This is a genomic window from Nostoc sp. NMS7 (assembly GCF_017115085.1).
Taxonomy (GTDB): domain Bacteria; phylum Cyanobacteriota; class Cyanobacteriia; order Cyanobacteriales; family Nostocaceae; genus Nostoc.
In genome coordinates, this window is the sequence record NZ_JABXKJ010000150.1 from 1 (window position 1) to 18,614 (window position 18,614).

Below are 18,614 nucleotides of genomic sequence, written 5' to 3' on the forward strand. Positions count from 1 at the left end.
TTACGGCTAGGACTACTGGGGTATCTAATCCCATTCGCTCCCCTAGCTTTCGTCCCTCAGTGTCAGTTGCGGCCTAGCAGAGCGCCTTCGCCACTGGTGTTCTTCCTGATCTCTACGCATTTCACCGCTACACCAGGAATTCCCTCTGCCCCGAACGCACTCTAGCGTAGGTAGTTTCCACTGCTCTTATCTAGTTGAGCTAGACGCTTTAACAGCAGACTTACATCGCCACCTGCGGACGCTTTACGCCCAATCATTCCGGATAACGCTTGCATCCTCCGTATTACCGCGGCTGCTGGCACGGAGTTAGCCGATGCTTATTCCTCAGGTACCGTCATTGTGTTCTTCCCTGAGAAAAGAGGTTTACGACCCAAGAGCCTTCCTCCCTCACGCGGTATTGCTCCGTCAGGCTTTCGCCCATTGCGGAAAATTCCCCACTGCTGCCTCCCGTAGGAGTCTGGGCCGTGTCTCAGTCCCAGTGTGGCTGATCGTCCTCTCAGACCAGCTACTGATCGTCGCCTTGGTAGTCCATTACACCACCAACTAGCTAATCAGACGCGAGCTCATCTTCAGGCAGTTAACCTTTCACCTCTCGGCACATCCGGTATTAGCCACCGTTTCCAGTGGTTGTCCCAGACCTGAAGCCAGATTCTCACGCGTTACTCACCCGTCCGCCACTCAACCCCGAAAGGTTTCGTTCGACTTGCATGTGTTAAGCATACCGCCAGCGTTCATCCTGAGCCAGGATCAAACTCTCCGTTTTGGTTTGTTTGTTTTAGCTCTTTTAGCAATAGCTGCTCTTTTTTAACTTCAGCTTAGTTTTCTTTATTTGCTTGACGCAAACTACTTGCTGTCTTTTTGCTTTCAAACTATAATATTTTCAAGGTTCGGTGTCCTTTTGGCGTCGCTTTGTTTCGCTCCGCTTCAGGCACTTATTCAATATAACGAACCTCCTTTATCTTGTCAACTATTTTTCCAAAATTCTTTTTGGACTGCTTTCGAGTCCCGATGAAAGCCTTTGAGAGTAAGGGTTTTAGGCTATGGTATTCCTGGAAGTTACTAAGGAAGCAATAAGGTTGTGAGGAATTCTGGTTTTTTGCCGCCCTGGCTGGTTTTAGATCCACTATTGCGTGGCTGGTTGTTGGAGGATATTGGCAGGGGCGATCGCACAACAAATACGCTATTAGTAGAAGATGTGACGCTAGGCTCGGCTAAATGGATCGCTAAAGCTTCAGGGATAATTGCTGGCTTACCAGTTGCAGCTAGGGTATTTGAGATATTGAATGAAAAAGTCAGCTTTGTGGCGGTTGCGGCTGAAGGTGCATGGTGTGAGCCGGGACAGGTTGTAGCTGAAGTTCATGGTTCGCTGGATGCGCTGCTGATGGGGGAACGGGTGGCGCTCAACTTGGCTATGCGTTTGAGTGGGATTGCGACGCTGACTTATATATATATAGAGAAAATTGCGGATTTACCTGCTCAGTTGGTGGATACGCGCAAAACTACACCTGGGCTGAGATTGTTGGAAAAGTACGCGACTGCGGTGGGTGGGGCGATTAATCACCGCATGGGGTTGGATGATGCGGTAATGATTAAAGATAATCACATTGCGGCGGCTGGAGGAATTGGAGAAGCAGTTACCCGTATTCGTTCTCAGATTCCTTATCCGTTAACTATAGAGGTAGAGACGGAAAGTTTAGAGCAGGTGAAAGAAGCTTTGCAGCACAAGCCTGACATTATTATGTTGGATAATATGCCTTTGGATATGATGTGTCAGGCGGTGCAGTTGATTCGCCAGCAAAATAGCCGGGTGAAAATTGAAGCTTCGGGGAATGTGACTTTGGAAACGATTCGCAGTGTGGCAGAGACTGGTGTTAACTATATTTCTAGCAGTGCGCCGATTACTCAGTCAAAGTGGCTGGATTTGAGCATGAGGATTGTACTTTAAATATCATGAGGTGAATCATCCTATTGCAAAGTCGGTGTAATGTCGCATTTTTGGAGGATCAAAGCCTAAAACAATGTCTTCTTTGGGGACACCAAGTTCAACTAACTGGTTTGCAATCCCAATCTCAGTACCATCTTGTTGAATCCAAATTTTGCGATCGATGATGTCGAGGTGAAGGACAGTGCCATACAGTCGCTTCGAGCCGCGCCAACCAACGTAGACTAGTTGGTAGTGGTCGCGTTCGGTATCGAAAATAGTTTGGGCTTGGATGCGATCGTCCCACACGAGTTTGGCGCGTTCTGTTAGCAGGTTTTGGATGTGTTGTCGGTATTCGTTGACGGTAGCCATTGTTGAATTACCTCCCCATCAATATCGTAGACCAACAACAGAAGTTGGTTTTGCTGAACGAGTCCCTGAATAAAGGGAGTTACAAAAAATCGCTCGTAAATATTACTGGACACTGCTAGATATAGAACTCGTTTTGGATCTTGAATACTTAAAGCTGCCCTATATGCTATAAATTGTCCCAATGCTTCGTAAAATTCTGAAATCTTGGATGGGCCAAGGAAACTTTTGATTTCTACAGCAATTTTCAGTCCTTCCCTTTCAGCTGCAATCACTTTTTCTGCACCGAGGTCTATGGCAAGATCAAATGTACCAGCTTGCAAGGGATAGGGATCATGAGTGATTAACCAACAATCTCTCTGGAGAGCGGTTTTGACAACTTCATGAAAAGCATCTTTAGCAGACACAGTTTAAATTTTTTTGTCGATAATAATATTTTTACATACGATGTGAAATAAGAAGAGCGAGAAAAAAGCGATCGCTGAAGTCTAGACTTGATGCTTCAGTCCTTGCTCATCTGAAAATTTACCATTTCATAAATATCACTGAATGAAATTTGGAAATTTAGAGAAGCCAGTGTTAACAATGCATCAAGTGATTCATATTCAGTTAATACCCATTTATCATCTGAGTTTTTAGCAAATTGCTCAACGTAAAATTTGTATTGGTCGATTAGGATATATTCTTTAAATTCAGGAATTGAACGATAACAACGAAACTTATCTGATTCGTCATAACTTCTGGTTGATTTTGACAAAACCTCAATAATTATTAAGGGATTTGTAACAGTGGTAGTGCTGTCACTCTCATACACTGGTTCTCCCGCGATCGCCATAATATCTGGATATGTGTATCTTCTGTAGCCTGCTATCCACAAAGGCACATCGCTAGTAAATAAATTATAATTTTGCCCTCTGAAAGCAAATTTCAAATGAGCAACTAAATTAACGATGATATGGTTATGATTAGTTGCACCCCCTGCCATTGGCACTATTTCTCCATCTCGGAATTCGCTTTTGGATTCGGCTGCTTACTTCTAGTGCTAAATATTCTTCACGGGTGTAGTAGTGTTTTCCTGTCTGTGTTTGCATAAAAACCTCTTTAACAATTCAAAATTCAAAATTCAAAATTGAAGAGAGCAATCTTCATTATTTCCTGATTTAAGCAATACTGCCCCGCTTTCTCGCTTCTTTGTAGGAAGTTCCGACATTTTTCAAACCAGCTTTAATCATTTGTTGTTCGAGGAGGGCAAAAAAACGCGCTCTATCGCCACCTTTTACTACTGCTTGATTATGGGCTTCGGCGATCGCTACAGGATAGCCATATCCTTTTTGTACTTGTGCTAACATTAGTCCCAATGCTTGATCTAACATGGTTGCATTCTCCGCTACCCATGCCGGAACTTCGATTCGGGCGATTTCAGTACCAACGTGGACGTAGCAAAAGTAAATTGTTTGATCTCCGTAGAGTTCGAGAATGGGGGAATTACTACGCCACAGAGTACTGCGTTGTCCTGGTTTGAGTCGGGTTGCCCAAACAGAAGTATCTCGTAACTGCTCAAAAATTTTACAAGGTACTTTTTCTAGCTGATTTGGGCAATGACTTTTACAGTCTGGCGCTGGATGGGGACAAGCCAACAACCGTAAAAAGTTCATTGTTTCGATGCTGCGAGAGGCGCTGAGATAGCCCATCAGGGGAATTTGAGAATCACGCATCTGCTGCCAAGCTTCCAGGATGGGGGGTAAAATGCGATCGCGTGCATCCATCGGCAATTGTTCTAAAAACCAGTAAATTAAGGAACCATCTACCATCGCCAGTGCTGGCGCTTCGCCCTTCGTCGCACACGCAAGTTCTGCTAACACTGTTGTTTCTGAAGCAGTGCGACGAAAACTCATCCATTCCTCGGTTCTAATTCCCCACTGCCGAGACATATATAAATCTTCGGGGCGGTAAAATACCTCTGGCAAACTATCGAGTAGTGGATGGCGATTTTGTCCGTAGTGTAAGACGACTCTGCCGATATTCAGGAGATAACAGTAAGCAATTTCGTGATGGTTGGGGGCAATTTGGGAACCATCGGTAGCGATGACAGTATGAATTTTTGGGGGAACTGGGATATCAATGCAGGTTTCTAGTGGCTCAATTGGGGTAGCATTAGCAAAGAGAATGCGATCACGCCATTTTTCCTGGCGATCGATTAAATCTTGTTGACACTCGTAAGCATTTTTGAGATGTTGTTGCGCCAATTCTAAGCGCTGGTGACTGGCAACAGCTTCTAAAGTAAGATGCTGACTTAAACCCTGCATTTGTCGCGCCAGTTTTGTTAGGTCAAGCATAAAGGTAAGTGAAGAGTGAAAAGTTAACTGAAATGGAAGGACGGAAGCTGTGATTTCTAATCTTTATTATTTACGTACATCTTTATAAATATTCTACTTCGTTGATTTCAGTCTACTTGAGTGGACTTGGGCTATTAGCCCGGAAGTTAATTTCCGGGCGGGATATCAGTAAGGGCAACAATTTGACTGTTACAAACATCTGGGCAATGACAAGCCCTTTCAGGGTGAACGCATCAAGCGATTATTGCAACTTTAAGATATTAAAGCCAACTTGAGAAATCTTTGACAAATTGAGACAGTGATAACAACTGAATTTGCCGATCATTTTGGGCAGCTTCCCGTTCTATTTGGGTATTATAGCCCCAGTCGGCAAGGAAGAGTTTCACATCTTCAAGGTCTGTTTGCTGTTGGACTAACTGCAATGTCTTGAGTCTATCTTCTACAAACCATAGACTAACTGGCTTGTATATTTCTGCTTGCTTTAATTCTTGCAGAATTTCATATTTGGAACGCTTGACTTCTTTCCCAAAAATCGCTGCTGCTGGTAAATTAACTCCTTCTTGTTGCAACAACTGTTGTATAAAACGCCCTTCTTTAGTTGTTACAATGTATAGCTTCACTCCACTGTCAAGAGTTAATTTGATTTTTTCTACTACACCCGGATAAAATCTATGCAGACTTAGCCAACCGTCTAAATCGGTGGAAATCCATTCATCCCGTTGGTTATCTAGTTTCGCACCAATTTCTCTTGCTTGTAGCTTGTCATTTAACAAAAGTTTCGGGGCGATGCTTGCCCATTCCTGAAGAATTGTTTCATCAGTAATTCCATCTACCAAGGCTTTGATTAAAACGGGCATTTCCCAACCTGTTTCAATTACAGGTCGCAGACGATAGAATCTCAAAGCTAAATCATCTGGTGGTGTGTCGTTAGCAGGCGACCAAATTTGACAGTAGGTGCGCCATGATACCTCAAAATATTCAATTAGTCCGTCGCAAATCACTCCATCAAAGTCCAGGGCTAAAATCGTGGGACTACTTGCGGTCATTGTTCTGAGGATTAAAACTGCTGTTGTCAGCTTACCCGATCCTGAAAGTAATTTTTGTATAATAATATCTTAACAGGTCAAATCACCTGAAGATAGAGAAAAATTTACTCAAAAGGCATCGTAACTTACTAATGAATTTATTATGGACATGCTTATGCGATTGCGACCGCAGGTACTTTAATTGACATTAGTACCGAAGAATAACAAAGCGCTCAAACAGTCCACAGATTAGTTGAGTCAATTAAAAAGATAGCCATTTGGGGAAAAATATACTCAGTTTCAACCAAAGAAGTAAATTTCTCAGAGCAAATATCTAACTTAAGACGTATTCCTCTCTAATCTATCCTTAAAGTCTCTCTAGAGAAAGAACTCTTTGTTTCTTCAATTTTCTAGAGTGTTACTTGTAAAGCTACGTTTTTCAATACCTGGAAAAGCTATGACTGATCAAAATCGAGGAAATGAAATTAATCAACCAGTAAGTGAAGATACAGATTTACGCGAAGAACCGAATGTGAACGAAAGAAACCTGACTGCAAATCCGGGGGATAAAATTGCTGATGAGCCTCAATCAGTTGAAGAAAAGGCTAAACAGGTAGCTGTTGATGATGTACCAGACATTACAGGCGACAAAATCACAGTTCCCACTTACTTCGTTGTGGATGAACCCAACGGCGAAAAGAAAGCACTCCACCACGTTAAAGATGCTGAAGAGATTTCTGACGTAATTCGGCAAGCACGACTTGACGAAAATGGAAATCGGATCTGGTAGTAGTCCTTCATTGAAGAGACATGGGGACACTGGGAGTTCTTTCTTTGCGTCCCCGTATTTATCTTCTTTGATCAAGTTAGTCTATTAATCACGCAAAATTTTGCTAACTAAATTAAGGATACACTCAGCAGCGAGTCGGAAATAATGGTTTCCGTGCTGAAAGGCTGCGACGAGAAAGTAAGATTTCCAGTTTACCCAGAGAGCGATCGCAATATAACAATCGAGCATCGGCGGCGGAAGGCTGTGAGTTAAATTTGCCAGGATTTACGTAAGGGCGATGTCTACGACGGGCTACTCCTACGCTAAAACTTGAACATATTTTCATTAAAAAAATTTTTTAGCGACCAAAGATTAAAGGTTCCAAGAAGTCGTTACTTGCACCTTTGACATTAGAGTATATAGCTTCAATAATGTTTTTACACAAAAATCCAGACTTGTATAGGACTCCTATTTGATTTTTGCTAAATATACTGAGAGCCAAAACCTGATCCGGCTAGCTATCAGTCAGTTTGGCTTTTAAAAAATCAAATGGGATTGCTGTATAAACTGATATTAATAGGGTTGCATTATGCTTTTATCGAATTCAACAACCAGCTTAAAAAGTCGCCAAAAAAATAATAAAATCGGCAGAGTTTTTTGGACTCATAGTAACATTGTGTTGCTCACGGGATATTTAATCACTCTACCGATTTGTACATTGATAACTTTATCCTTCTTATTGCCCTTATTCACTACTAGCTTATTCGCTTCCATTGGAACCTCAAAACACTCTACATCGATTCCTTGGATAGATGATGCTTCTGAATGTGAATATACTGGGAGAAATTGGCGCGATCGCAAGTGTTGGGATAATCAGCACAATCCAATGTTCTGAATGGATACCGCACAAAGAAGTTATGCAAACAATCAGAACAATTGCTTAATTTGACAAAACAGGTTAATAGCGTGGGAATTAGATCAAAATGGATATGTAGCCTGTTGTTTGTCCAACCTTGAATCAACCTAACTTTGTGCGTAATCTGCAAGAAACTCACTTAAATCGTGCCCGCGCCAGTCTCAGACAAGCGCTGTCTTGGTATGGATATCTTCGTAAATCAGGACAGCTTTCATCTAACCCAGAATTGGTAGGTTTGGTGAAACCGGAATTGGAAGCTTTGAACGCCACACTCAACAAGCTGGATTCTAACGTGATTAGAATTGCCGCTTTTGGTTTGGTGAGTCGTGGTAAGTCAGCAGTTTTAAATGCCTTGCTGGGAGACAAGATTCTGCAAACTGGCCCTCTAAACGGTGTCACGCAATGGCCTCGTTCTGTCCGTTGGCAGCCAGGGGGTAAGGTGCTGGTAGAGTTAATTGATACTCCCGGATTAGATGAAATTGAGGGTGAGTCACGAGCGGATATGGCACGAGAAGTGGTACACCAGGCTGATTTGATTTTGTTTGTCGTGTCTGGTGATATCACACGAACTGAGTATAAAGCACTGCTGGAATTGCGGCAAGCACAAAAACCCTTGATTTTAGTGTTTAACAAGATAGATTTATACCCAGATACAGACCGGGGAGCGATTTACCAAAATTTACAACAACTGGGTACAGGACATCCGAAAGCGAAGCCTCTACTACCTGATGAAATTGTGATGGTGGCGGCGGAACCAGCACCAATGGAAGTACGGGTTGAGTGGTCTGACGGTCGTGTTAGTTATGAATGGGAGACACCACCACCGCAAGTAGATGAACTTAAAGAGACAATTCTGAATATTCTGAATCGAGAAGGGCGATCGCTTCTAGCTTTAAATGCACTGATCCAAGCACGGGATGCAGAAGCCGCGATCGCTCAAAAAACTATCGACTTACGCCAACAAGAAGCCGAAAATATCATTTGGCAATTTACCAAATACAAGGCTTTGGCAGTAATGCTCAATCCCATTGCTTTTTTAGATATCCTGGGCGGAACTGTTGCCGATTTGGCTTTAATTCGCGCTCTAGCTAGATTGTATGGTTTGCCGATGACTAGCTATGAAGCTGGGAAAATTTTAAAAACGATTTTATTTAGTTCCGGTGGCTTGCTACTCTTAGAATTAGGCAGTAGTTTGCTTTTGGGTTTGGGTAAGAGTACGGCGGCAATAACCAGTGCTGACAATCCCAGCAATATTACTGCCTTTGCTGGCAGTGCGATCGCTCAAGCTGGTATCGCCGGTTATGGAGCTTACTCCGTTGGCAAAGCTGCTCAAGTGTATCTCGAAAAAGGCTGCACTTGGGGACAGTTGGGCGCTAGTAGCGTCATTCAAGAAATTCTTTCTCAAGTTGACCAGAACACAATTCTGTATCGTCTGCGACAGGAATTGGGATTAAAGTTATAAGATTTTTGAGTTGTGTTCGGAAAAGTTTCTGTTAACAGATCTTTCCGCCGATGCGATCGCGCCAAAAAGGTAAAATATCCTTGAGCATAGGCGTAGCCTGCCACAGGTAACAACAGGATGTAGGGCTCCAGGCAGGCGCATTATCACCTAGCTTCAATGGAGCCACGCCGGAAAGGCGCGGTGTAACTCTGCCCGGCTGCATTAGCAGTGTTAATCGCTGGCTTCAATGGAGCCACGCCGGAAAGGCGCGGTGTAACTTTATGGCGATCGCAGGATTAACAAATAAAAACGAGCTTCAATGGAGCCACGCCGGAAAGGCGCGGTGTAACGGTAAAAGCTGCGATCGCAGCAAATCAAAATAGCGCTTCAATGGAGCCACGCCGGAAAGGCGCGGTGTAACTATTAACTATGGTAGTAACTTGACGACTGAGTGTAAGGCTTCAATGGAGCCACGCCGGAAAGGCGCGGTGTAACGTAAGAGCTAATTCAGCGTCAGGCTTAAACAAATGTGTCAATAGCTTCAGGGCTTGATGTTCAGCTCCATCAACTTGAAAACAGGTATTGGGAATAAGTTTTTTATCGCCGTTGTGGTGAAATTTCGGGTGACGAGTTAATACTACAGGGGTTAAACTCTGCCATTTATGGCTGTTACCGATTACCTCATGACCTTTATCGTTTTGTTGATTACTTTGCACAAAGTTCTCTTACTTCCGACTCTACATCTACGGAATGTTGTTTTAAACTGATATATTTACCAACTTTGGTAAGAGAATCAGCGTCATCTTTTTCCGGTTCAATTGCGTCTGGTTCTGCTTCTGGAATGGGAACAACTGTGGGTTTATCTTTGGGATTCCCAGTAAAACCAAGGGTTTTTGAATATCCACCATCAGAAATATGCAGCAATATTGTTATTCCCGGATAGAGATGAGTCACTTCTACCCAATCTCCGTTTAATCCATCCCAAACCCAAGCGTCTTTTTTTAGCTTCTTGAGAAAATCTTGTGCTTGCCACAGACTTACCCGACATAATTCTTCTTGTTGTAAAGGCTTCTCAGAATCACTATCTGGCTTATTATCCTTCCAATCACGCCATGCGATCGCTATATCGTTATCATCAGTTTCCCGAATAAATGACGAAATATCAATATCGTGTCCAGCTAAATCTGTAGAAGTATCAAACAACTGTAGTAAATCATGTTTACGAGGGATTAAACCTTTAATTTTTGTTGCTTTTGCCTGCACTGCTTGTAAAGAAATAGCACCAACATCCGTAAGATTAACAAGATGCGATCGCGCTTCTTCTAAAACCTTAGTTTCATAAGGTTTATCAACATTTTTTTGTTCTAAATCAATATCAATCCAATAAATTTTGGCAATATCTTCATTCTGATGTTTACCATAGCGATTACAACGCCCAAACCTTTGTACTAATGATGACCAAGGCGCAAGCTCAGTAAACATTGTTCTTGCTGAAATATCAACACCAGCCTCGATTGCTTGCGTAGAAACGATTATGCCTGATTTGAATTCGCATAACTCTGACTTGAATTCAGATAGCTTCTCATTTAGCTTTTCGCGTTCCTCTGCTCGATATCGTGAGTGAATCAGCAGTAACTTATCTTGCACTAGCTTTTGAAGTTCTTGAAATACAGCTTGAGCGCGACTAACCTGATTGCAAATTACAATAGTAAGAGTATCAGGAATACACGCTTGAACAACTTCAGTTGCTAACGCTTTAGCATATTCTTCATCCTTACCCTGAATAATTGTATTTGCTTTAATTAATTGCTTTTTTGCTTCCCATCGCTCTTTAAGTTTTGGGTTTGCCTTGTCTGCCTCAGTTAATCCATGAACCTTATCTAAATCAGGTTGAAAATTCACTGTTTTCAACAACTCCGAATCGAGAGTTGCACTCATCCACAACGAAGCACTATTTCCATAAGTTCCGAACTCATTTCTAAACCCTTGTAACTGTGCCGTTGTTTGCAATCCACTTCCCATCAACTGCACCTCATCCATCACCCACAAACAATCATTATTCAACAGTGCAAAGTCAATACTCCAGCGATAGCGACTCATGCCATAGCCACGATTTAACGCTCGACTCAGCAATTGGTCTTGAGTTCCAATGATTATATAATCTTTTTCAGGTTCACTTTCCCAGCGTTCACTTACAGCACCCCCCATAAGTAAATGCAACTTTACTGATTCACTTAATTCAGCTTTTTTTAGCCATTTTTCTGTTTCTCCATATGTTTGTTCAACTAATGTTCGCATAGGCAAACAATAAACCAAGTGTTTTGGAGTCGTATCGGGATAATATTTTCTTCTCCATAACCAACCAACCACCACCGTTGCAGTCTTACCTGCACCAGTAATCACATTTAACTGCTGGGTTAATTCTGGTGCTGTTGCAAATCTCTCTTGATATGGAAAAGGAGGATTGCCAGTTATATCTTGCCAAAAATCTTTAAATTCAGCCACTATAATTTTATGGGGTAATAGATGCAGTAAAGTTATTAATACTGCCATTAATAAAGCTTTAACTTATAGTCTTGTATTATTCACTTTCTTGTAAATAGTCTTCACAAGATTTTCCTTCTGCATCAAAAGGACAAGCAGCCCAACTCAATTTTTGATTTATATTTACAACTTGCTTCACTTGTTTGCTCAATTCTTCGCATCTCTGATTAACTAAATCTAATTTCCGATCTAAATGCTCAAAACCAACTAATAAAGCTACAATGATGTCTCTATAATCAGAACTTTCAGAATCAGAAATAAATGTCATAAAATTACTCCTTCAATAATTGGCTCAATCACGCAAATATAGAGGTTATACCACCTCATTTATAGGCAGAAATAAAGGCGTATCAGATATTATTGATAGGATTTACACAACATCCTATCTGACTAAATATTACTTTTTTAGAGAATATTTTCCAGCCGCATAAGTTCTGACTGACTACAACCATAGCAATGAAACCTTAGTTTATCAATTATTATTTTTTTAACAGCAAACCATTTCTTATAAATTTTACTTATATTTAGTCAGATGCAGTCGTTGTTTAAGTCCCAATAAGCTAATCGGCATTTAAGTTGCATGATCAAGGCGGGCAAGATGCCCACCCCACAAGAATTTGATAAAATTTAATATGCAAATTAGATGTGTTTTAGCTTATAACAAAGGGTAAAAAATTCTTGAGTGATCGCTATTCCTCTCTAACATCAAGCTATCATCGAATATTGGGGAATTTCCGTGCGTTACTCAGTAGCATCTATGACCGCTTCTCACTCTGAAACTCCATCTACCAAACCCGACGCGAGTACTTTTATTTCCGACCATCGACAGGTAGACCGCACCAAGCTAAGTCAAATGTACCTCCACTATGTCGAGACGAAGGATAAGTATCCTCACGCCGTATTGCTGTATCGGGTAGGAGATTTCTTTGAATGCTATTTCCAAGATGCTGTAAAACTAGCGCAAGAATTGGAATTAGTTCTCACTAGCAAACAAGCTGGAGAACAGGGACGGGTGGCGATGTCTGGTGTTCCGCACCACGCATGGGAACGCTACGCGACGCTATTGGTAGAAAAAGGCTATGCAGTAGTAATTTGCGACCAAGTGGAAGATGCTTCGGAAGCTGCTGGTAGATTGGTGCGGCGGGAAGTAACGCGCATTCTTACCCCCGGCACTTTGCTGGAAGAGGGAATGCTAAAATCAAGTCGCAATAATTACTTAGCAGCAGTAGTAATTGCCGCAAATCATTGGGGTTTAGCTTATGCAGACATCTCCACAGGCGAATTTCTTACTACTCAAGGTAGTGATTTAGAACATTTGACACAAGAATTAATGCGCTTGCAACCTTCAGAGGTGTTAGTTCCGACAAATGCGCCAGATTTAGGTAGTTTGCTGCGTCCAGGAGAAACTTCGCCACATCTGCCGCAGTGTTTGCCAGCATCATTTTGTTATAGTTTGCGATCGCAAGTTCCCTTTTCCCAAGCCGAAGCTAGACCTAGATTATTGCAGAAATTTAAGGTGCGATCGCTCGAAGGACTCGGTTGTGATCATCTTCCTCTCGCCGTCCGTGCGGCTGGCGGTCTTCTAGAATATTTGGAAGATACTCAAAAAGAAAACCCAGTCACCCTTCAAAGACTCCGCAGCTATACTGTCACCGACTACCTAATTGTTGACAATCAAACCCGCCGTAACCTGGAAATTACTCAAACTGTCCGGGATGGCACTTTTCACGGTTCTCTACTCTGGGCGTTAGATAAAACTAGTACAGCAATGGGTGGGCGGGCTTTGCGGCGGTGGTTATTGCAACCACTACTCGATATTAAAGGCATTCGGTCGCGGCAAGATACCATCCAAGAATTGATGGAAAATACGCCCCTACGTCAAGATTTGCGGCAGTTGTTACGCCAAATTTATGATCTAGAACGCCTGACGGGAAGGGCGGGTTCTGGTACAGCCAATGCTAGAGATTTAGTAGCTTTGGCAGATTCCCTCTCACGCTTACCAGAATTATCCAGCTTAGTAACTGAGGCATGTTCTCCATTCTTGAAAGCTTTGCAGAAAGTCCCAAGTGTGTTGGAAGAATTAGCACAAAAGTTACACGCGCATCTTGTAGAGTCGCCACCCATACAAATCAAGGAAGGCGGATTGATTCGCCCTAGCGTAAATTCCCTGTTGGATGAAAGAAAGGCGACTGTAGAAGCCGATCAGCAATGGATTGCTAATTTAGAAGTTGATGAAAGGGCTAAAACGGGAATTTCGACACTGAAGGTAGGATTTAACAAAACTTTTGGTTATTATATCAGTATTTCCCGCACAAAATCTGATCAAGTACCCGCTAATTATATTCGCAAGCAAACCCTGACAAATGAAGAACGTTACATCACCCCTGATTTGAAGGAACGAGAAGCGCGAATTCTCACAGCGCGGGATGATTTAAATCAGTTGGAATATGAGATTTTTACGGCGTTGCGGGAAGAGGTAGCACAAGAGGCGGAAGTAATTCGCAATCTGTCTCGTGCAGTGGCGGCGGCGGATGTGTTGTGTGGTTTAGCTGAGTTGGCGGTGCATCAAGGTTACTGTCGTCCAGAAATGTTGTCAGGAAGGGAGATAAACATTGTTGATGGTCGTCATCCGGTGGTGGAACAGTCTTTACCTGCGGGTTTCTTTGTGCCGAATTCGACTCAATTGGGTCAAGAGTCATTTGTCATTAGTCATTTGTCATTAGCAGATGACCAAGAACAAATAACAAATGACCAAGGACAAAGGACAAATGACAGTCCCGATTTAATCATTCTAACTGGGCCAAACGCTAGTGGCAAAAGTTGTTATTTGCGTCAGGTGGGATTGATTCAGTTAATGGCGCAGATTGGTAGTTTTGTACCAGCTAAGTTTGCTAGATTGGGAATATGCGATCGCATTTTCACCCGTGTAGGTGCAGTAGATGATCTTGCAACTGGTCAATCTACGTTCATGGTGGAGATGAATGAAACCGCAAATATTCTTAATCATGCCACATCTAGGTCGCTGGTACTATTAGATGAAATTGGTCGCGGGACAGCGACGTTTGATGGTCTTTCTATAGCTTGGGCGGTGGCGGAATATATCGCAGTGGATATTCGGGCGCGAACGATTTTTGCTACTCATTATCATGAATTGAATGAACTGGCTAGCATTTTGCCGAATGTGGCTAACTATCAGGTGACAGTCAAAGAATTACCCGACCAAATTATCTTTTTGCACCAAGTCCAACCGGGAGGCGCTGATAAGTCTTATGGGATTGAGGCGGGAAGGTTGGCGGGTTTGCCTGCGGTGGTGATTCAACGCGCAAAACAAGTTATGGGACAAATTGAGAAACACAGTAAGATTGCGATGGGACTGCAAAATCTGGATTGATTTCTGCAAGCCGCATTTGTTTAATAATGCAAGCCAATGTATTGCCTGATAAATTACTATTATGTAAGTACGTAATGTAGATACGCTTGAAGATGAGCAACTCCTATAGCATTCGTAGTACCAAAATTGGTAACAGTGCAGGATTTAGGCTACCAGCTGAGTTTTATCGGGAGTATCCTCAGTTTGCTAATGCAGATGGTTGGATAGAGGTATTATCGTCGGATACTGCAATTTTGCGGATTGTACCGCAATCTGGTGATGATGAAGACGCAGAAGACTCAGTAATGATGCGCCTGTTTCTCGATTTTGCTATGACAGAAACGCTCAAAAATAACACACTACAACCTTATACAACTGAAATGTCTGAAGCTGCCCGCGAACTAATTGCAGGTGTGCAATTAGACAATGAGTCATTAGAAGATGGCTAATTTTGTCAGTAATGGATGGGGAGTTTACTTTTACCCACAACTATTTGGTATCCAATATCAAGAATTATTTGAACGCGTTTCCCGTTTACGGGAGCAATTACCAAAGGCTGAATATAAAACCCATGCAACAGTAAAGTTATTTGCAGCGATTACTGTTCCAATTGAAACTAAGATTCCCTCTGACCCGTTTGCAAGTCATTTTGCCTTAACAGGGGCGTTAAAATGCTATGGACGGGTGAAAAAGATGGGTTTACCGGAACGGTATCGGCTGTTTTTTAGGGCGTTTGATACGGAACAGTTGAAAGTAATTGTAATTTTGTGGTTAGGATTTCCACGTAAAGAAGGGGCGAAAAATGACTGCTACCAGGTGTTTACTAAGATGGTTGAACGAGGGACGTTTCCAGACAGTTTAGATGAGTTGTTGACAGATTGTGAGGTAACGGAGGATCAAGCAAAGTAGAGGTTTTCTGGGCGGTAAAATAGCTTAAAGGAGCAGGATAGTTGCCAAGTAGTTGAAATCTTGTTAGCATTTATGCTTAAAATTGCACAAGAGGTTTATTTAGCATCTACTAAAAGCTAAAGTTGACCCTTTGCAGGACTCCTATAACCCATGCTGACTGAAATTTTGCCTTTCCGCTTTGAGTTAGACACGATCGCGATCGCTGGAGCGAGTTTGTGGTCATTGGCGCTATATCTAGGTTTTTCCAGAGTCAATGAATGGGTAACTGAGCAAATCAATCGCTGGTTTAACTTTGCAGAGCGATCGCTTTACACCAGCCAGTCAGAATTTGAAAAGACTCGTAAAGCCAGAGAATCCCAAAACGCTTTCTACGCTTCATTATTTAGCATTGTACCTTTTTTGGTAATTGGCGCTTTATTGAACTGGGGTTTGGAAATTAGTTTAGGTGATAGCTGGGGAATTAGTACAGGTATATTAGCTTGTATGTCCGCCGGCATTTATGAACTTGGGCGAAGAGATGGAGAATCTTCGGATTAATTACCAGTACATTAAAGTTCACCAAGATTGTTCGAGAAGCTTTTTCAAGGGTGGCTTAATATTGTAAGACCTTCCCTTATCTCGAACTATCACTTCAATAACTGCATAAGCTAGATCGTGAAAAAATGCTCTAGAAGAGCTGATTTCTCCAAATGCACCTAAATTAAAAGAAATTTCGCCAGATCCAAGTATGTCCCTAACTCCAGGTTCTTGAAATTTCAATCTTGCACCATCAGTAACGCTAGGGGCGTACTCTTCAGTTATGCCGATTCTCACTATATCTAATGATGATGCAAGAGAAGTATTGAGTTGACGTTCTAATTCAGTGGCAATGCTAACCTTCAATACCAATTTGCCAGAGTCGTTTGGCTCAAAAATAGCACCTAAGCAGGCATACAAAAACCTAGCTCCTAGAGGCACTAATATCTCAATCATTACTTCTCTTTTAGATACTGAACCAACTTTTGCATTATCGAGTATGGTTTCTATCCTTTGATCTTCTACAGGATAAAAAGCAGGTCGGGAATCTCCAGGAAAATATAATGGTTCATCCTGCCAAATACGAGCTTTTGCAGTTAAGCCTAGATCAAGTGCTTTCATAATTTACTCAATTCTCCAAGCTTTCATCCAGTTTCTATTGAACTCTTCTGGATAAGCTCTAATTACTTCAGGATGATACAAGCTGTATGGTGATACACCATAATGTGCTACAGCCATAGGATAAGATGTATACCAATCATAACCTTGTTCCATTAGTTCAGCTTCTTTGAGTTCATGAAAGTAGAAACTAGCATCAGCTCCAGAAATTTTTTGTCCTGAATCTAAAGCTTGCTGAAGTCTTTCAATCATTTTTTGATTAGGTAAGAAATCATTAAACTTACTTATATGCTTCTTGATAATCTCCAGGTTTTCACGCTCAACATCATACTCTTTATCAGTTAGAGTTCCCAGAAAATTCTGGTCAGGATTTACACACAAAAGAGAGACTCACTTTTACCTAACTATAGCAGCAGCTTTTCAGTATAGGCATAAAAAAATCACTATTCAAAATTCAAATTAATTCTGTCCATCTCCTCCTACTCGCCTTGCTTCTTTACTTCCTCGCCAACAATCTGTGCAATCTTCTGGGCGGCACCGCTTTCACCGCGAATATTACGGAGTTTAGCGCGGATATCAGCCAATTTTTCGGGATTGGCTAATAAGTCTAAAACCATTTCCCCAACTTCTTGCGGTTGAAGTTTACCCATAAGTTCTGGGACTATTTCTTCCTGTGCCCAGATATTTGGCCATGCTAATAAACCTTTGCGTCTGACAAATCTTAGAAATAGCCAATTAATCACCTTAGCAAAGGGCGTACCTACCCCTGGCAGATTTGCCAACAACCCAGGTAAACCATCCCAAGAACGCATCGCGTCAAGTTGCTGTGTTGGCAGCAAAACAATCATTGGCACTCCTAAAGCGCCGAGTTCAGCAGTGTTTGCCCCCACTGTAGTCAAGCAGATGCAGCACTGGGATAATAAGTGATATGCCGGGTTTTCTAGCCACAGTTCTACAGTTAAACCCGTTGTTGTTTTGAGCATTGCTTTCCTTTTAGCATCCTCCGGGACAATTAAGGAAGCACCACCAAAGCCAAAGATTTCAGCAATAGAGTTCTTTTGGGGATCGGCAAAACTAGCTAAAGTTTGTAAATCCAAAGTTGGGGCTACAGGAATCACAAATTTGGTTTGTGGTTTTTTAGCGTGGATGTATTCGGCGATCGCTAAACATAATGGCACTCCTTGGGCTAATTTTGCCGCCTTTGACCCAGGTAAAATGCCTATTAGTTCGGTCATTTGTCCTTTGTCCTTTGCCAAAGATGAATGACTACTAGCTTCTACCATCAAATCTCCGACAACGGTGAATTTATGAGCATATTTCTGGGAAACACGGGCAGCAACTTCGGTTTTCATCACGCCAAAGCGATCTATCCAGTTATGCCAACGGGCTGACCATTCGGCGTAAACCACTGTGCGATATCCGAGTTTTTTGCCTATGACTACCGGGAAAATTTGATCACCACCAAGGAAAACAACTACACCGTGACTTCTCCAGTCCCAATTATCAAATGTTTTGCCCGAAAGCAAAAATTGCCAAAAATGCTCTGCTCCCTGAACTCTGTCTACTTCGGGGTAAGAAAGAGCGATCGCTGCTTCTTTACCACTAGCATTTGAGCAAGGTGATAATACCACAGAAATCCTTACTAGAGAACGGTCATCGCCTAGTTCTTGCCGCAACGCCTTCACTACCGGACGCACCCAGGTTGTGACTTCCCCTGGGCCATTTGAAAGGATCAGAATATCTACTTTAGTCATTAGACAAGAGGCAAATATTACCTAATTCGTTCCTATCTTATAGGTATATACTGTAGCTTGTTGATGAAATTGTATCCGCTCAATAAGTTGCGGTAAGCAAAAATTATTAGCGATTGTTGAATCAAT

20 protein-coding genes, 1 rRNA gene and 1 CRISPR repeat array are annotated in these 18,614 nt (G+C 42.2%); of the genes, 8 read left to right on the plus strand and 13 right to left on the minus strand.

Annotated elements, in window-relative coordinates; all coding sequences use genetic code 11:
• Positions 1–763: ribosomal RNA gene (locus tag HWQ38_RS15660) — 16S ribosomal RNA — on the minus strand; the annotation flags it as partial.
• 315 nt (positions 764–1,078) lie between these two features.
• Between HWQ38_RS15660 and nadC the strand changes: the two genes are divergently transcribed.
• The gene (gene nadC / locus HWQ38_RS15665; protein ID WP_292794993.1) at positions 1,079–1,945 is read left to right on the plus strand and encodes a carboxylating nicotinate-nucleotide diphosphorylase; all 867 of its coding nucleotides are present in this window, start codon (positions 1,079–1,081) and stop codon (positions 1,943–1,945) included.
• Positions 1,946–1,960: 15 nt separating this feature from the next.
• Here the strand turns inward: nadC and HWQ38_RS15670 are convergent, their stop codons facing one another.
• The 6 genes from HWQ38_RS15670 to HWQ38_RS15690 all read right to left on the minus strand — a co-directional run bounded on the left by HWQ38_RS15670 (position 1,961) and on the right by HWQ38_RS15690 (position 5,672).
• The gene (locus tag HWQ38_RS15670; protein WP_292794995.1) at positions 1,961–2,293 is read right to left on the minus strand and encodes a XisI protein; all 333 of its coding nucleotides are present in this window, start codon (positions 2,291–2,293) and stop codon (positions 1,961–1,963) included.
• On the minus strand, positions 2,248–2,697 hold the full coding sequence (locus HWQ38_RS15675) for an element excision factor XisH family protein (protein WP_292794997.1): 450 nt from the start codon (positions 2,695–2,697) through the stop codon (positions 2,248–2,250). The genes HWQ38_RS15670 and HWQ38_RS15675 overlap by 46 nt, the downstream gene beginning before the upstream one ends.
• 95 nt (positions 2,698–2,792) lie before the next feature.
• Positions 2,793–3,275: a Uma2 family endonuclease gene (locus HWQ38_RS15680; protein ID WP_366933298.1), complete on the minus strand. Its 483-nt coding sequence runs from the start codon at positions 3,273–3,275 to the stop codon at positions 2,793–2,795.
• Positions 3,256–3,381, minus strand: a complete 126-nt coding sequence (locus HWQ38_RS40460; protein ID WP_366933299.1) for a hypothetical protein — start codon at positions 3,379–3,381, stop codon at positions 3,256–3,258. Before HWQ38_RS40460 ends, HWQ38_RS15680 begins: the two co-directional genes overlap by 20 nt.
• Positions 3,382–3,450: 69 nt before the next feature.
• Entirely contained in the window at positions 3,451–4,626 is a 1,176-nt protein-coding gene (locus tag HWQ38_RS15685) for a DNA double-strand break repair nuclease NurA (protein ID WP_292794999.1), read from the minus strand.
• A gap of 260 nt (positions 4,627–4,886) precedes the next feature.
• Positions 4,887–5,672: an HAD family hydrolase gene (locus tag HWQ38_RS15690; protein ID WP_292795001.1), complete on the minus strand. Its 786-nt coding sequence runs from the start codon at positions 5,670–5,672 to the stop codon at positions 4,887–4,889.
• A 436-nt stretch (positions 5,673–6,108) separates the two neighbouring features.
• Between HWQ38_RS15690 and HWQ38_RS15700 the strand changes: the two genes are divergently transcribed.
• Positions 6,109–6,441 (plus strand): hypothetical protein, encoded by a 333-nt coding sequence (locus HWQ38_RS15700; protein WP_292795003.1) that lies wholly within the window; start codon positions 6,109–6,111, stop codon positions 6,439–6,441.
• A gap of 124 nt (positions 6,442–6,565) precedes the next feature.
• Here the strand turns inward: HWQ38_RS15700 and HWQ38_RS15705 are convergent, their stop codons facing one another.
• Complete coding sequence (locus tag HWQ38_RS15705; RefSeq protein ID WP_292795005.1) at positions 6,566–6,766, minus strand: hypothetical protein; 201 nt, start codon at positions 6,764–6,766, stop codon at positions 6,566–6,568.
• Between the two features lie 243 nt (positions 6,767–7,009).
• On the opposite strand from HWQ38_RS15705, the gene HWQ38_RS15710 reads away from it, so the two are divergent.
• Positions 7,010–7,315 (plus strand): hypothetical protein, encoded by a 306-nt coding sequence (locus HWQ38_RS15710; RefSeq protein ID WP_292795007.1) that lies wholly within the window; start codon positions 7,010–7,012, stop codon positions 7,313–7,315.
• A 136-nt stretch (positions 7,316–7,451) separates the two neighbouring features.
• A complete protein-coding gene (locus HWQ38_RS15715) occupies positions 7,452–8,798 on the plus strand; it encodes a GTP-binding protein (RefSeq protein WP_292795026.1) in 1,347 nt (448 codons plus the stop codon).
• Between the two features lie 150 nt (positions 8,799–8,948).
• Positions 8,949–9,272: direct repeats of the CRISPR family, unit length 37 nt; unit sequence GCTTCAATGGAGCCACGCCGGAAAGGCGCGGTGTAAC.
• A gap of 210 nt (positions 9,273–9,482) precedes the next feature.
• Here HWQ38_RS15715 and cas3 read toward each other — a convergent pair.
• The gene (gene cas3 / locus HWQ38_RS15720) at positions 9,483–11,330 is read right to left on the minus strand and encodes a CRISPR-associated helicase Cas3' (RefSeq protein WP_292795009.1); all 1,848 of its coding nucleotides are present in this window, start codon (positions 11,328–11,330) and stop codon (positions 9,483–9,485) included.
• A gap of 28 nt (positions 11,331–11,358) precedes the next feature.
• On the minus strand, positions 11,359–11,589 hold the full coding sequence (locus HWQ38_RS15725; protein ID WP_292795011.1) for a hypothetical protein: 231 nt from the start codon (positions 11,587–11,589) through the stop codon (positions 11,359–11,361).
• Positions 11,590–12,078: 489 nt separating this feature from the next.
• On the opposite strand from HWQ38_RS15725, the gene mutS reads away from it, so the two are divergent.
• The 4 genes from mutS (at position 12,079) to HWQ38_RS15745 (ending at position 16,137) form a co-directional block, all read left to right on the plus strand.
• Positions 12,079–14,712 carry a DNA mismatch repair protein MutS gene (mutS, locus tag HWQ38_RS15730; RefSeq protein WP_292795013.1) on the plus strand — a complete coding sequence of 878 codons (2,634 nt, stop codon included), beginning with the start codon at positions 12,079–12,081 and terminating at the stop codon, positions 14,710–14,712.
• A 92-nt stretch (positions 14,713–14,804) separates the two neighbouring features.
• Positions 14,805–15,140: a hypothetical protein gene (locus tag HWQ38_RS15735; protein ID WP_292795015.1), complete on the plus strand. Its 336-nt coding sequence runs from the start codon at positions 14,805–14,807 to the stop codon at positions 15,138–15,140.
• Positions 15,133–15,600 (plus strand): type II toxin-antitoxin system YhaV family toxin, encoded by a 468-nt coding sequence (locus HWQ38_RS15740; RefSeq protein ID WP_292795017.1) that lies wholly within the window; start codon positions 15,133–15,135, stop codon positions 15,598–15,600. The genes HWQ38_RS15735 and HWQ38_RS15740 overlap by 8 nt, the downstream gene beginning before the upstream one ends.
• 150 nt (positions 15,601–15,750) lie before the next feature.
• The gene (locus tag HWQ38_RS15745; RefSeq protein WP_292795019.1) at positions 15,751–16,137 is read left to right on the plus strand and encodes a hypothetical protein; all 387 of its coding nucleotides are present in this window, start codon (positions 15,751–15,753) and stop codon (positions 16,135–16,137) included.
• 18 nt (positions 16,138–16,155) lie between these two features.
• Here the strand turns inward: HWQ38_RS15745 and HWQ38_RS15750 are convergent, their stop codons facing one another.
• The 3 genes from HWQ38_RS15750 to HWQ38_RS15760 form a co-directional block, all read right to left on the minus strand.
• The gene (locus tag HWQ38_RS15750) at positions 16,156–16,737 is read right to left on the minus strand and encodes a hypothetical protein (protein WP_292795021.1); all 582 of its coding nucleotides are present in this window, start codon (positions 16,735–16,737) and stop codon (positions 16,156–16,158) included.
• Positions 16,738–16,740: 3 nt separating this feature from the next.
• A complete protein-coding gene (locus HWQ38_RS15755; RefSeq protein ID WP_292795023.1) occupies positions 16,741–17,115 on the minus strand; it encodes a hypothetical protein in 375 nt (124 codons plus the stop codon).
• A 98-nt stretch (positions 17,116–17,213) separates the two neighbouring features.
• A complete protein-coding gene (locus HWQ38_RS15760; protein ID WP_292795025.1) occupies positions 17,214–18,488 on the minus strand; it encodes a lipid-A-disaccharide synthase in 1,275 nt (424 codons plus the stop codon).
• Positions 18,489–18,614 lie beyond the last annotated feature (126 nt).

Bases quoted from the DNA above. Each gene is read 5' to 3' on its own strand.
- HWQ38_RS15670 (WP_292794995.1), bottom strand. From the start codon at position 2,293: ATGGCTACCGTCAACGAATACCGACAACACATCCAAAACCTGCTAACA.
- HWQ38_RS15680 (WP_366933298.1), bottom strand. From the start codon at position 3,275: ATGGCAGGGGGTGCAACTAATCATAACCATATCATCGTTAATTTAGTT.
- HWQ38_RS40460 (WP_366933299.1), bottom strand. From the start codon at position 3,381: ATGCAAACACAGACAGGAAAACACTACTACACCCGTGAAGAATATTTA.
- HWQ38_RS15685 (WP_292794999.1), bottom strand. From the start codon at position 4,626: ATGCTTGACCTAACAAAACTGGCGCGACAAATGCAGGGTTTAAGTCAG.
- HWQ38_RS15690 (WP_292795001.1), bottom strand. From the start codon at position 5,672: ATGACCGCAAGTAGTCCCACGATTTTAGCCCTGGACTTTGATGGAGTG.
- HWQ38_RS15700 (WP_292795003.1), top strand. From the start codon at position 6,109: ATGACTGATCAAAATCGAGGAAATGAAATTAATCAACCAGTAAGTGAA.
- HWQ38_RS15705 (WP_292795005.1), bottom strand. From the start codon at position 6,766: ATGAAAATATGTTCAAGTTTTAGCGTAGGAGTAGCCCGTCGTAGACAT.
- HWQ38_RS15710 (WP_292795007.1), top strand. From the start codon at position 7,010: ATGCTTTTATCGAATTCAACAACCAGCTTAAAAAGTCGCCAAAAAAAT.
- cas3 (WP_292795009.1), bottom strand. From the start codon at position 11,330: ATGGCAGTATTAATAACTTTACTGCATCTATTACCCCATAAAATTATA.
- HWQ38_RS15725 (WP_292795011.1), bottom strand. From the start codon at position 11,589: ATGACATTTATTTCTGATTCTGAAAGTTCTGATTATAGAGACATCATT.
- mutS (WP_292795013.1), top strand. From the start codon at position 12,079: ATGACCGCTTCTCACTCTGAAACTCCATCTACCAAACCCGACGCGAGT.
- HWQ38_RS15735 (WP_292795015.1), top strand. From the start codon at position 14,805: ATGAGCAACTCCTATAGCATTCGTAGTACCAAAATTGGTAACAGTGCA.
- HWQ38_RS15740 (WP_292795017.1), top strand. From the start codon at position 15,133: ATGGCTAATTTTGTCAGTAATGGATGGGGAGTTTACTTTTACCCACAA.
- HWQ38_RS15745 (WP_292795019.1), top strand. From the start codon at position 15,751: ATGCTGACTGAAATTTTGCCTTTCCGCTTTGAGTTAGACACGATCGCG.
- HWQ38_RS15750 (WP_292795021.1), bottom strand. From the start codon at position 16,737: ATGAAAGCACTTGATCTAGGCTTAACTGCAAAAGCTCGTATTTGGCAG.
- HWQ38_RS15760 (WP_292795025.1), bottom strand. From the start codon at position 18,488: ATGACTAAAGTAGATATTCTGATCCTTTCAAATGGCCCAGGGGAAGTC.